The following is a 12580-nucleotide window of genomic DNA, read 5'->3' on the forward strand; positions in this document are numbered from 1 at the left end:
GGGGCGCTATGACCGTGCGCGTTCCGGACCGGCTCGCCACGGTCGGGATCCCCTTCGGCGCGGTCGCCCCCGCCCGGACTGAATGGCGTCCGCCGCGGCGCGCGGCCACCGGCGTGCTCAGTTCAGCGGCGCTCCGGTCGCCGGCGTCGCGGGCGAGTTCCCCGGCTGGTCGCAGCCTTCGAGGGTCGCGCGCGCCACTTCCTCGACGACGTCATCGATCGACCCGCGTGCCCGCAGCGCCGCGATCTGCCGGTGCGCCCCGTTGCCGCGCGCGAGCAGGCGGGCGAACGCCTCTTCGACGAATCGGCGGTCGCCCGCTTCGTCCAGCGCGGGCGCGGCGTGGTCGATCAGCCGGTCCAGCAGGTCGCGCACGGGCGCTACCGTGCCGTCACGGGCGTCGACGCCGTCGCCGGCCAGTCCCGAACGCGCTGCCTTCCAGTACGCCGCCCGCAACATCTCGGCGGACACCTGCGGCGCGCTCCGGCCCGCCGCGAGCGATCGCTCCGCCATCACGACGATGGCGCGCACCAGCGCGGCCAACAGCGCGGTCTCCTCGACGGTGGCCGGAATATCGCTCACCCGGATCTCGACGGTCGGGAACGTAACGGAGGGACGGACGTCCCAATAGACCATCTGCTTGTCGAGGATGCTGCCGCTGTTGAGCATCATCGCGACCATGGCCTCGTAGTGACGCGCGGACTCGAAGTAGGGCGGTGGCCCTGCGCTGGGCCAGCGGCGCCACAGGATGCTGCGCCAGCTGGCGAAGCCGGTCTCGGTGCCACGGTAGATGGCCGAGTTCGCGGTCATCGCGAGCAGGTGCGGCAGCCACGGCCGCAGGTGGTTGCTGACCTGGATCGCGGTTTCGACGTCGGGGATGCCGATGTGCACGTGACAGCCGGACAGCCCCTGCTCGTGCGCGAGCATGCCGAAGTTCTCCTCGATGCGCTGGTAGCGCGGGGTCTCGGTGACCGGGAAATCGTGCGGGATGGTGGGCGGGATGCCGACCGCGAGCAGACGGGCGTCGTTGCGCTCGGCGCAGGCGGCGATGCCGCGGCGCAGTTCGCGCAGCTGCCGGTGCAGTGCGCCGATATCGGTGTGGACCGCGGTGCTCGTCTCCACCTGACAGCGGGTGAGCTCGAGTTGCAGGTCGATGCCGAGGTCCCCGGCGGTGCGGGCCACCTCGACATTGCGTGCCAGCGGTTCGCCGGTACGCGGATCGACCAGCAGGAATTCCTCTTCCACTCCGATGGTCAGCCGCCCATCGTCCATGCTCTCGCAATACCCAGGGGCGGCCGGGCTAGTCACCGCCAGGGGTCGCCCATCGGTAGCCGGCCGTGGTCGGCTCGGTTTGAGCGGCCGGAGGACGGCAACGCGAACGACAAGGGGGCTGCGCGAGAAGGAGTTGTCACATGTTTCGGATCGCCGCTCATTTCACCGTGACCGGGGGTTTCGCCGCGCTGATCGCCGCCGCCGGGGCGGGGGTGGCCGCCGCGGAACCGACGTTGACGGCGGACACCAGGGACGACGGCGCTATCGCGGTGGGTAGCAGGCCGCCGTCGGAGACCTGGAACTGCGTGCTGGTCGGCTCGGCCGAGGAGGCCGGTCCCCGGGTGGACGTGGCCGGGACCGGGGAGACCCGCGGCGGCTTCGCGGAGGGCAGCACCGTGGCCGCGGCCTGCGCCGGGCCGCAGTGGCCGCTGGTGGCCGTGACCACCGGTGTCACGTCGCTCGAGGATGCCGACTGATCCGCGCCTCCCAGGGGCGGTGCTGCGGGAACGGCGGCGGCGGGCGCCGCTCGATAATGTCGCCCCATGCGGATCGTCGTCCTCGGCTCGGGCATCTCCGGTCTGTCCACCGCGGCCGAACTGCTGCGGGCCCGGCACGAGGTCGTCGTGGTCAGCGCCGAGCCGATCACGGCGACGACGTCCTTCCTCGCCGCCGCGGTGTGGTTTCCGACCGCCGCGGGCCCGGCCGATCGTGTCCTGGCCTGGAGTGAGACGACCTTCGAGCACTTGGCGGGGCTGGCTGCCGCCGGTGCGCCCGGGGTGCGGATGTGCGCGTCCATGGCGTTGTATCGCGAGCAGCCATCGATTCCGGCGTGGTCGCGGTCGGTGCGCGCGTTCCGGCAGGCCGACCCGGCGGAGCTGCCTCCCGGTTACGGATTCGGCTTCCGCTTCGAGGTCCCCTTGGTGGAGATGCCCGCCTACCTGCCGTACCTGAGCGCGCGAGTGGACGCGGCGGGCGCGCGCCGTGTGCTGCGCACGGTGCGACGGCTCGACGATCTCGCGGACCTGTCGCCGGATGTCGTGGTCAATTGCGCCGGTCTGCGCGCCGCCGAACTGGTCGGCGATCCGCAGGTGTATCCGATCCGCGGCCAGATCGTCCGGGTGAGAAATCCCGGACTGTCGGTGTCGGTTCGCGACGAGGCGCATCCGCTCGGCCGCGCCTACGTCCATCCGCGCGCGAACGACTGTGTTCTGGGCGGTTCGCTGGACAGCGGCGCATGGGACACCACGCCCGACCCCGAGCTCACCCGATCGATTCTGCGGCGCTGCCGCGATCTGGTTCCCGGCCTCGCGGGCAGCGAGGTCTTGGACACCGTGGTCGGCCTGCGCCCGGGTCGCCGCGAAGTGCGCGTGGAACTGGACACGGCGGTGCTGCCCGGCACACCCGTCGTCCACAACTACGGCCACGGCGGCTCCGGCATCACCATCGGGCACGGATGCGCGGTGGACAGCGCCGCGCTGGTCGCCGCCCTGTGAGCCGCCATCGATCCGGTCGGGATCAGCTGGCGTAGCTGCGCGCGACCACCGAGTTCAATGCCTCCAGGAATTCGCTGAGCACGCCGGGCTCGACCCGATCGCGCGCGGTGCGCAGGCCGGGGGCATCCGTCGCGGGTACGGCGAGGCCCGCGTCGACACTGTCGCGCAGGACGGCGTGCACCGCTTCGATCGGGATGCCCGCCTCGGCGCATCGGGTCGCCGCGTGCTCGAACCGGCCCAGGGCGAGACTTCCCGCCGCCTCGGCCGCGTCGACCAAGACGAGGGCCAGTTCCAAACCCATTCTGAGCAACGCGTCGGGACCGCCGCGATGGGCGCCACGATGGAATCTCACGGACACTTCGGTGCTGTCCCGATCTTCTTCGTGCGGGCCGATGTTCATGGCCCTCCCTCCGCGCGGCGACCCTGGCGCCACCGACGTTACGACGGGGATCGAAAGATTTCGACCGCGCGATTACGACTTGTGAGGCTTCACAGACGCGCCCGGCGTGGTTCGGGTGGTGTCCCCAACCGGGGGCTCGAACCTCGGCAGGCCGACCCGGTCAAGTTACCGTGGAGTACTTTCCGCGATCGGGGAGGGAAGGAGTCACATGTCCATCACCGATTCGGCAGGCCCGGATCTGACCCTGTCGGGCCGCCCGGCCAGTTCTTCACTACGGGACGTGCGGAATCTGTCGCGCAAGATGGTCGGCCATTTCATCGAGACCGTCGCGCACTGCCGGACGCTCCCCGGTGAGGCGCTCAACGGCGACATCACCAACATCACCCGCCTGTGTCTGGAACTGGCCGTCAGCATGCTCGACGGCACCGACATTCCCGAGAAGACCCTCCTGCTGCGCAACGCGGCGGCGGGCTGGGCGCGCGAAGGCATCCCGATCGACACCATCCACCACGCCGTGCACGAGGGATTCAAACTCGGCTTCGACCTCATCGTCGCGAACGCGACCGCCGCGGACTTCGACAGTCTCAAGGAGATCAGCCGCCGCCTGCTGGAGATCCTGGACACCATCACCTCGACCGTCTCGCGGGCCTATGTGACCGAGTTGCGCGCCGTGGTCGGCGAGCACCACACGGCCGCGCACACCCTCGCCTCGGCCCTGCTCGGGGGGCACCCGACCTTCACCATGGCCCGCGAATGCGGCATCCAGATCGCCGACTCTTATGCCGTTGTCGCGCTTGCGATCCCGCCGCACCCGGAGGAGCGCAACCCGCATCTCGACGGTGCGGTGGTCGCGCGCCGGAAGCTGCGCCGGGTGCAATCCGAACTCGCCACCCGCTGCGGCGAAACGGTGCTGTCGCTGCTGAGCGTCGACGGCGGCACCATCCTGCTGCCGTCCGCTTCGCCGGAGGACAAGGCGTTGGACGAACTGGTGGACAGCCTCGGTCGCGCCGCGCAGGTGCCGATCGTCGCGACGGTGATCGCCGCGACCCCGGTGGAGGTCCCGACGGCCGCCGACCGCGCGCACGAGCTGCTGGACATGGTGCAGCGGCTGCGCTGGACCCGTGGGCTGTTCCGCTTCGACGACCTCGCGCTGGAGTATCAGCTCACCCGGCCGGGGCCCGGACTGGAAACCCTGCGCACACTGCTGGATCCACTCGACGAGCACCCCGAACTGCTCGAGACGCTCAAACGCCATATCGGCACGAACCTGAACCGGCAGCGCACGGCCCGATCGCTGCACATCCACACCAACACCGTGGACTACCGGCTCAAGCGCATCGGTCAGCTCACCGGCTTCGACCCCGCCCAGGCGTCCGGGGTGTGGTACCTGCGCGCGGCGCTGGTCGCGCGCAGCTACCGGGATTCCGAGGGCGAACCCCCGGTCGGCGCGTGGCCAGGGGCGGCCGCGGTCTCGTCATAGGCGCGTCGACTCGCCCTCGCCGAGCAGGGCGTGGACCGTCTCCGGGGTCCAGTGCCGGTCGGCGCCGGGGCGCGTGGCGAGATACTCCGCGGTGGTCCGGGCCGACCAGCCGTGAGCCGCGCGCAGACCCGCCGCCAGATACCGCAGGTACGCGGCGGCGGGTGGATTGCCACGGACGTCGCGATACCGCCAGGGGGCGGTGAAGGTGAGCACCGGGTGCCCGGCGTGCGCGCCGGCGCACACCACTGTTTCGTAGCGTCCCGGGCCGAGAGTCGCCGTCCCGTGCGCGATCGCCGCGCCGAGGTCAACCTCCGTTCCCGGCGCGCGGTACATCTCTTGCGCCACGATGTCGGAGAACTGCGCGGCGGTGAGCAGGTGGGCGTGCACAGCGATCTCGCCGGGGCAGCCGGGGTCGTAGAACGCGCGGCCGCCGCTCCAGGTCAGCGATTCGGTCGCGAAATACAGCACGCCCCGCAGCAGGAGGGGCGTCGAGCGGATCGGATCGGCGTGGTCGCGGCAGCCGGGCAGGGTGAGCGTTCCGCCGTCGGGCCTGCCACCGCGAAGATAGGTGCGCAGCCTGGCCAGGCTCATATTCGAGCCGTACGCCGCGTACCAGACCAGATCCGTGCGCGGGGGCGATGCGTTCCGGTGCCCGTCCGGTCGCATGCGGGGCGCCTCCGCGCCGCGTGTGCCTTCGGTCTGCCGCACCTTCATGGCATACATTCTCGGCCGTTCACGACGCCGCGCCACCTGCCTCAGGTAACCGACGCCCACCTGCGCACTGCGCCGGAACCACGCGAGGAGTGCAACCCGCTTATCGTCCGCCCCTCGGACGGACCTGCGGCATGGCCGGCGGACGGTCGCCGGAGCGACCGCACCGGTCCTTGCTCGCGACATGCGCATCCGGCGGGCATGAGCCCGGTGCCGCGCGAATACGAGTCGCGGTCGCCGGCCCTGGCGCCGAGACGCCGCAGGAACGAACGGTGGGACACTAGTCACTCGCACCGTCCGCCGCACACCGCGCCAGCAGTTCCGCCGGTCCGCCCGGGGGCGATCGACGACGCCAGATGGCGCGGAACTTGCGGGTGAGGACGACGGAATCCGCGGTCTTCACCGCCACCAGGGCGCCACTGTGCAGATCGGCTTCCGCGATCAACCGGCTCAGCACCGCGGGTGCGGCCCCGGCCCGGGCCGACGCGATGATGGCCGCCGCCGAGCCCAGTTCCGCCGCGGGGCGGGCGGGCTGACACTCCGCCCCCAGTATTTCCCAGACGGTGTCGCGGGTGCCGGACCCGGGCTCGCGCCACAGTAGGGGAGTGGTGGCGAGCTCGCGCAACGTGACCGGTCGTCGGCGGCGGGCCCACGGATGGCCCGGCGCCACCACGACGACGAGTTCGTCCGTGCCGAGCACCCGGCTGCCCAAGCCTGGCGGCGGGTGCGGCCCCTCGACGAAACCGATGTCCGCCCGGGCGTCGCGGACCAGTTCCTCCACTCGCCGGGTGTTGTCGACTTCGAGGGAGATCCCCACCTCGGGGTATTGCTCACGTAAAGCGTTCAGCCACCGAGGCATTCGATGATCGGCGATGGTCTTCGACGCGGCGATCCGCAGCCGCGGCACCGCAGCGGCGTGCAGGGCGGCCACACCCGCGCCGAAGGCCCGCGCTGCCTCGAGCACCGGTCGCGCGTGCCCGACGACCGCGCGCCCCGCGTCGGTGAGCGCCGATCCGGTCGGGCCGCGGTCGAGCAGCCGCAGCCGGAGCCGTCGTTCCAGGGCGCTGATGCGCATGCTCGCGGCGGGCTGGCTGATGCCGTGCCTGCGCGCGGCCGCGCCGAGACTGCCCAGCTCCGCGACGGAGACGAGCAGGTCGAGCACCTCCAGATCGGGTGTTCCCGGCGGCAGCGTCATGGGCAGATTATGGGCGGTGGGGGTGGCGCGGCATGCCGCACCCCATCAGCGCGGCTTATGAGGTGCTGTCCGATCGACGGCTACCTCGATGGACGGTCTGCCGCGATCGTTGTCGAGATGACGCATCTTCGCTCGCACGGTCCGGGCCTGCTGGCGGCGGCCGGGCTCGCCACCGCCGCGACTTTCCTGGGCACGGTGTGGCCCGTCCTCGGCGTGCCCGTGCTCGCACTGGCCGGTGGCGCGGCGTTCGGCCTGGTCGCGCGCCGCGCCGGCGCCGAGCGCTTCGCTCCGGGGCTGGCCTCGGTTCAGCAGCGACTGCTCGGCGCCGCCATCGCCCTGCTCGGTCTCGGTTTGCCGGTCGGCGCGGTGCTCGGCGTCGGCCGCGGCACGATGGTCGTGCTGGTCGGCACCCTGCTCGTCGGCGGGCTGGCCGCGCTGGTCGTCGGCAGACTGCTGGCCCTGGACCGGGAGTCCGCCATCCTGGTCGCCGTGGGCACCACCATCTGCGGCGCCTCCGCGATCGCCGCCGCCACCGTGGTCATCAAACCCGATCGCGATCGCGTTGCCTACGCTACGGGCACCATCTTCGTCTTCAATGTGCTTGCGGTGCTGGCTTATCCGCCGCTCGGCCACCTGCTCGGCATGTCCGATGAGGCATTCGGCCTGTGGGCGGGCACCGCCATCAACGACACGTCCTCGGTGCTCGCCGCCGCAGTGGCCTACGGCTGCGCCGCCGCGCAGTTCGCCGTCGTCGTCAAGGTGGTGCGCAGCCTGGCGATCATCCCGCTGTGCGTCGGATTGCGGCTCGGAGCCGGGGACGACTCCGGCGGCACGCCGCTGTGGCGCACCATCCCGCTGTTCGTGGTGTTGTTCCTGGCCGCGTCGGTCCTCGCCGCCACCGGCGTGGTCCCGTCGTCGTGGACGGCCGCCCTCGGTCACCTCAGCGCCTGGCTGATCGCCGCCGCCCTGGCCGCCGTCGGCGCCACCCTCACGCCGCAGGGCCTCCGCGCCGCAGGCCACCGCCCCCTGTTGTTCGGCGGCATCCTCTCCGTCGTTCTCGCGACCTCCAGCCTGGCCCTGCAATTCGCCACCGGCTGGCGGTGAGTGCTCATCATCCCGATGGTGCCGTTCATCGGATCGTGGGCTTGCCGATATCGATCTCGGCGTGGCACCGGCTCGTCCGGGCCGATGGACTGCCTCTTGTGTCTACGTCCGTAGGCGTAATGACGAACCGTTCCGCGATCGGATGTCGTCGCTGCTGCGCAGGCCTACCGTTTCCCTATGACGTGGAACGAGATGAGTCAGAGCAAGTATGTGCGGCTGACGACCTTCAGGAAGGACGGGACGCCGGTCGGCACGCCCGTCTGGGTGGCTCCCGATGGTGACCGGATCGTCGTGTGGACCAATGCGGGGGCAGGCAAGGTCAAGCGGATTCGCCGCAATCCGGACGTCGCGCTGCAGATCTGCGATGGGCGCGGACGGCCGACGGGGCAGGAGGTGCTGGCGGGCAGCGCGCGCATTCTCGACGCGGCGGGCACGCAGCGCGTGCGCGATGTGGTCGCGAACAAGTACGGCATCATCGGCAAGCTCGCCATTCGCGGGCACAAGCTGCTGCGCGGCGCGGACGCTTCCGTCGGGATCGCGATCGCTCCGAAGGCAGCGGGCGATCCGGCCTAAGCCGACTCGGCCAGTGCCGCCGAGCGCCAGATGTCCGCCAGAACCTCGAGCGGGAGCGACAGCGTCTGCGCCAGTGCTACCACGGTGCCGAAAGCGGGGGAGGGCAACCGGCCGGTCTCGATCTTCCGCAGCGTCTCCGGTGAGATGCCCGCGGCGCGGGCGACGTCGGTGAGCTCGCGGTCCGCCCGGGCCGCGCGCAGGGCGGAGCCGAGGCGGCGGCCCGCTTCGATCTGCGCGGGAGTCAACGGGAGGCGGACCATGCGCTCAGGCTACGGACGGCGGTCGGATGCCGCAAGACGGATTGGTATAAAAATACCGTCGCCAGTAGGGTGGTATTAAAATACCGGCTTACTGGAGGAATGATGGTCGAGTTGAAAAGCCCCGCCGAGATCGAGCGGATGCGAGTGGCGGGGCGCTTCGTCGCCGACGTGCTCGCCGAGTTGCGCGAGCGGGCGCGGGTGGGCGTGAACCTGCTCGACCTGGAAGCCCATGTCCGCGAACGCATCCGCGAGCGCGGCGCCCAGTCCTGCTACTGGGACTACGCGCCATCGTTCGGGCGCGGACCGTTTCGCAACACCGTTTGCCTGTCGGTGAACGACGCTGTGCTGCACGGCCTTCCGTTCGACTACGCGCTGCGTGACGGCGACGTGCTGAGCATGGACCTCGCGGTCGGCGTCGAGGGCTGGGTCGCGGACGCGGCGACCACGGTCGTGGTCGGCTCGGCCGCGGCGGAGGACGTGCGGCTGGTGCGGGCGACCGAGGAGGCGCTGGCGGCGGCGATCGCGGTCGCGCTGCCGGGCAACCGCATCGGCGACATCTCCGCCGCCATCGCCGAGGTGGCGCGCGCGTACGGCTATCCGGTGAACACCGAATTCGGCGGTCACGGCCTGGGCCGCACCATGCACGAGGACCCGCATGTGCCCAACGACGGCCGCCCGGGGCGCGGCTACCGGTTGCGCCCCGGGCTCACCATCGCGATCGAACCGTGGTTCGCGCGCACGACCGACCGCATCGTCACCGATCCCGACGGCTGGACCATCCGTTCGGCCGACGGCTCCCGCACCGCGCACTCCGAGCACACCGTCGCGATCACACCGGACGGGCCGCAGGTGCTGACCGCGGCCTGACCCGCTATGCCTCCGACAGCCACGCGGACAGGTCATCGGAGGCGCGCAGCTCGTCGGCGATGGACGCGCGCTCGTCGGCGGACAGCCCCATCGCTCGCAACCGTGTCCGGAATCGGCCGGGGCCGTCCGGGTCGCCGGTCGCGACGGCCAGCTCCGCGAGTGCCGCCAGGGCGCGCGCCACGTCGAGCCGGGGCGCCTCGGCGCGGAACCGGCCGAGGCCGACCTCGAGCACGCGGAACGCGGCCTTGTCGTCGTTCTTGAAATCGCGCAGGATGCGGGCGTTGTCCAGCACTCTGGCCAGTCCGTCCAGCTCTTTCGACCCGCCGTACTCCACCTCGGGGGGCTCGTCGCGCTGGATGTAGATCACCTGGTTGCCCGCCGGATCGATGACGGTGAAGCGGGACTGCCCCGGCCGGAACCGGGTGATGCGCGGCAGTCCCTTCGCGGGCACCTTTCCGTAGCGGCTGCGCAGCGCCGCGGTGAAGGCCTGATGCCTGCCCGCGACGTCGTCGACCAGCACGATGCAACCGGCACGTTCGGCCGGGGTGTCTGCGTCCTTCGGCGCGGGCACGAAGTGCAGGGCGCAGCCGTGGTCTTCCACCGCGCCGTAGACGTAGGGGCGGGTCTGTTCGTGGGTGACCGTGTAGCCCAGTGTCCGGTAGAAGTCCAGCGTGCCGGTCAGGTCACCGGTCCACAGTTGCGGCACCGCCGTGTCGGCCATGAAAAACTCCCGATCGCCGTGGTAGTCAAATTTGATTAGTTACCAACGTAGGGCCGGTCACCGCTGGAAGTCAAACTTGACTACTATGCGATCCCGGAGTGAAAGGAGTGCGCGGTGTCGGTGGTTCGCCTGCTCGTGCTGGGGGTGATGCGCCTGCGCCAGCCCGTGCACGGCTACGCGGTGCGCCAGGAACTGCTGTCCTGGCGGGCCGAAACGTGGACGAACGTCAAGCCCGGCTCGATCTATCACGCCCTCAAGCAGCTCACGCGGGAAGGCAAATTGAGCGCGTTCGCCACCGAGGCCAGCGACCGAGGCCCGGGGCGTACGCTGTTCGAGCTGACCGAGGCGGGGGAGGCCGAATTCCGCCTGCTCATGGACGAGGCGCTGGTCAGCGTCGACATGGAGGAGCTGGGCGCTGCCATCGCCTTCATGGACGCGCTGCCGCGGGCGCACGTCATCGCGAAATTGCGTGAGCAGCGCCGCCGCAGCGCGCAGGTGCGGGCCGACCTGCTGGCCATGATCCCGGACTTCCCCGGGCGGTACGAAGCGCCGCACGCGACCGACTTGCTGGAGCTGTGGAGCGGCGTCTTCGAGAATCTGTCGAACTGGACCGACGGAGTGCTGGCGCGCCTGGAAGCGGGGGAGTACCGGATGCCGGAGTGAATATCCGGCGCCCGGCGCGCGAATCGGCCGCCTTTCCCGGGTCGCTCACCGCGCGAGGATGCGGGATACGCTGCCCGCATGACGAATTCGCTGGACGCCGTCGCCGAGGCCGACTACGTGCTGCTGACCACCTTCCGCAAGGACGGGACGCCCGTCGGCACCGCCGTGTGGGCGGTGTCCGAGAACGGCAAACTGTATGTCTGGACCGTGACCGACAGCTGGAAGGTCAAGCGCCTGCGCCGCAATCCGGCGGTCACCGTGCAACCGTGCAGCGCGACCGGCAAGCCGCACGGTGCGGTGATCGAGGGAACCGGCCGGATCCTCGATGCCGAGGGCACGGAGCGGGTGCGCAAGCTGCTGCGGCGCAAATACTGGCTCACCGGTCCTCTGGTCATCCTCGGCAGCAATCTGCGGCGCGGCAAGTCGGGGACCATCGGCATCGAGATCAGCCCCGCCGCCTGAGCCCGGCCGCGCTCAGGTCGCCTGGCTGACCGAGGACATGTGGAAGTCCGGAATCCGCAAGGGCGGCATCGCGGTCCGGGTGAACCAGTCCTTCCATTCCCGCGGCAGCGTGAGCTCGGTCGCGCCCGCCTCGCTCACCCGCCGCAGCAGATCCAGCGGGCTCTCGTTGAACCGGAAGTTGTTCACCGCGGCGGTGACCTCGCCGTTCTCCACGAGATACACCCCGTCCCTGGTGAGACCGGTGAGCAGCAGCGTCGCCGGATCGACCTCACGGATGTACCACAGCGTGGTCAACAGCAAGCCGCGCTCGGTGCGCGCGATCATGTCGTCGATAGTGGCTTGCGAACCGCCGGTGAGCAGCAGGTTGTCACCGGGAATCGTGACCGGCGCATCGAATTCGGCGGCGGTGGCCCGCGGATAGATCAGCGCGGAGATCACGCCGTCGCGCAGCCAGTCGACGCGTTCGACGGTCAGGCCGTTGTCGAACACCGACATCGATTCCGACGACGCGGTCGCCGCGACGAACGGCTGGTATTCCAGCCCTGGCGCGTGCGGATCCGAGTAGAGCGTGAGCGGGATCTCGCTCAGGCGTTCGCCGACCCTGGTCCCGCCCGCGCGCGCGAACGCGGTATGACCTTCCTGCGCGCCCCTGCCCTCCATCGACCAGGCCAGGTAGATCATCAGATCGGCAACGGTGGAGGGCGGCAGCAGCGTCTCGTAACGGCCCGCGGGCAGCTCGATCTTCCGTTTGGCCCAGTCCAGGCGGCGCGCCAGGTCCGCCAGCAGACCGGAGACGTCGACGTCGGCGAAGTCCGCGGTGCCCACCCCGACCCACGCGCTGGCCAGATCCGCGCCCTCGCCGCGTTTGCCGTTGATCTCCACCGAACCGGTGGGTTGCACGAAGCGGCGCCGGATGCCGGTCGACGTGCCGAGCCAGGTGGTGTGCATCTGATGGTGGGCGAAGCCGTAGAGGCGGTCGGCGCTGTCGAATCCGGCGGACAAGCCTTCGGCCAGATCGGCGAACACCTCGATGCCGGTGCCACCCGCGGGGGCGCTCCAGTCGTCGTCGACGGCGTCGGGCTCCAGCAGCGGCATCGCGTCGCGCGCGGGTTCGGCGCCGCGCGCGGCCTCCTCGCTGGCGCGCACGACGGCCTCGATGTCGTCGGGATCGACGCTGGTCGAGGCGATGGTACCGACCCGGGCCCGGGTGGGCCCGTCGCGGAACACCGAGATCACCGCCCATCTGCGGGACACCGACGACCCGTTGGTGGTCATGGAATTGCCCGCCCAGCGCAGCGACGCCTCGTGCTCGTCGCGGACTATCACCATCGCCTCGTCGGCGCGGGACAGCGCCAGCGCGCGCTCCACGGTGGCCCCGGCGG

Annotated in this window: 15 protein-coding genes; 8 read left to right on the forward strand and 7 right to left on the reverse strand. The window is 70.8% G+C overall.

What is annotated here, in order from left to right:
* Positions 1-117 precede the first annotated feature (117 nt).
* On the reverse strand, positions 118-1269 hold the full coding sequence (locus U3653_RS14970) for a carboxylate-amine ligase (RefSeq protein ID WP_195080002.1): 1152 nt from the start codon (positions 1267-1269) through the stop codon (positions 118-120).
* Positions 1270-1409: 140 nt separating this feature from the next.
* Here U3653_RS14970 and U3653_RS14975 point away from each other — a divergent pair, with 140 nt between their 5' ends.
* A complete protein-coding gene (locus U3653_RS14975; RefSeq protein ID WP_195080001.1) occupies positions 1410-1745 on the forward strand; it encodes a hypothetical protein in 336 nt (111 codons plus the stop codon).
* 66 nt (positions 1746-1811) lie between these two features.
* Positions 1812-2762 carry an FAD-dependent oxidoreductase gene (locus tag U3653_RS14980; RefSeq protein WP_195080000.1) on the forward strand — a complete coding sequence of 317 codons (951 nt, stop codon included), beginning with the start codon at positions 1812-1814 and terminating at the stop codon, positions 2760-2762.
* 22 nt (positions 2763-2784) lie between these two features.
* Here U3653_RS14980 and U3653_RS14985 read toward each other — a convergent pair whose 3' ends face one another.
* Positions 2785-3114, reverse strand: coding sequence for a hypothetical protein (locus tag U3653_RS14985; protein ID WP_195079999.1), 330 nt, complete (start codon positions 3112-3114; stop codon positions 2785-2787).
* A gap of 256 nt (positions 3115-3370) precedes the next feature.
* On the opposite strand from U3653_RS14985, the gene U3653_RS14990 reads away from it, so the two are divergent.
* Complete coding sequence (locus U3653_RS14990; RefSeq protein ID WP_195079998.1) at positions 3371-4642, forward strand: PucR family transcriptional regulator; 1272 nt, start codon at positions 3371-3373, stop codon at positions 4640-4642.
* On the opposite strand, the gene U3653_RS14995 is transcribed toward U3653_RS14990, so the two are convergent.
* Positions 4637-5356 (reverse strand): histone deacetylase, encoded by a 720-nt coding sequence (locus U3653_RS14995; protein ID WP_323124006.1) that lies wholly within the window; start codon positions 5354-5356, stop codon positions 4637-4639. The genes U3653_RS14990 and U3653_RS14995 overlap by 6 nt on opposite strands.
* 277 nt (positions 5357-5633) lie before the next feature.
* Entirely contained in the window at positions 5634-6548 is a 915-nt protein-coding gene (locus U3653_RS15000) for a LysR substrate-binding domain-containing protein (RefSeq protein ID WP_195079997.1), read from the reverse strand.
* A 117-nt stretch (positions 6549-6665) separates the two neighbouring features.
* Here U3653_RS15000 and U3653_RS15005 point away from each other — a divergent pair, with 117 nt between their 5' ends.
* Together U3653_RS15005 and U3653_RS15010 are read left to right on the forward strand one after the other, a co-directional pair.
* Positions 6666-7652: a YeiH family protein gene (locus U3653_RS15005; protein ID WP_195079996.1), complete on the forward strand. Its 987-nt coding sequence runs from the start codon at positions 6666-6668 to the stop codon at positions 7650-7652.
* Between the two features lie 177 nt (positions 7653-7829).
* Positions 7830-8225: a PPOX class F420-dependent oxidoreductase gene (locus U3653_RS15010; RefSeq protein WP_195079995.1), complete on the forward strand. Its 396-nt coding sequence runs from the start codon at positions 7830-7832 to the stop codon at positions 8223-8225.
* Here the strand turns inward: U3653_RS15010 and U3653_RS15015 are convergent.
* Positions 8222-8485: a helix-turn-helix transcriptional regulator gene (locus tag U3653_RS15015; RefSeq protein ID WP_195079994.1), complete on the reverse strand. Its 264-nt coding sequence runs from the start codon at positions 8483-8485 to the stop codon at positions 8222-8224. The genes U3653_RS15010 and U3653_RS15015 overlap by 4 nt on opposite strands.
* A gap of 102 nt (positions 8486-8587) precedes the next feature.
* On the opposite strand from U3653_RS15015, the gene map reads away from it, so the two are divergent.
* Complete coding sequence (map, locus tag U3653_RS15020) at positions 8588-9352, forward strand: type I methionyl aminopeptidase (protein ID WP_195079993.1); 765 nt, start codon at positions 8588-8590, stop codon at positions 9350-9352.
* A 4-nt stretch (positions 9353-9356) separates the two neighbouring features.
* Here map and U3653_RS15025 read toward each other — a convergent pair whose 3' ends face one another.
* Positions 9357-10073, reverse strand: coding sequence for a DUF8817 family protein (locus tag U3653_RS15025; protein ID WP_195079992.1), 717 nt, complete (start codon positions 10071-10073; stop codon positions 9357-9359).
* Between the two features lie 114 nt (positions 10074-10187).
* Between U3653_RS15025 and U3653_RS15030 the strand changes: the two genes are divergently transcribed.
* Together U3653_RS15030 and U3653_RS15035 are read left to right on the forward strand one after the other, a co-directional pair.
* Positions 10188-10736: a PadR family transcriptional regulator gene (locus U3653_RS15030; RefSeq protein ID WP_195079991.1), complete on the forward strand. Its 549-nt coding sequence runs from the start codon at positions 10188-10190 to the stop codon at positions 10734-10736.
* Between the two features lie 78 nt (positions 10737-10814).
* Positions 10815-11198: a PPOX class F420-dependent oxidoreductase gene (locus U3653_RS15035; protein ID WP_195079990.1), complete on the forward strand. Its 384-nt coding sequence runs from the start codon at positions 10815-10817 to the stop codon at positions 11196-11198.
* Positions 11199-11210: 12 nt separating this feature from the next.
* On the opposite strand, the gene U3653_RS15040 is transcribed toward U3653_RS15035, so the two are convergent.
* Positions 11211-12527: a metallopeptidase TldD-related protein gene (locus U3653_RS15040; RefSeq protein ID WP_195080293.1), complete on the reverse strand. Its 1317-nt coding sequence runs from the start codon at positions 12525-12527 to the stop codon at positions 11211-11213.
* Positions 12528-12580 lie beyond the last annotated feature (53 nt).

The organism is Nocardia implantans (assembly GCF_035544775.1).
GTDB classification, from domain to species: domain Bacteria; phylum Actinomycetota; class Actinomycetes; order Mycobacteriales; family Mycobacteriaceae; genus Nocardia; species Nocardia implantans.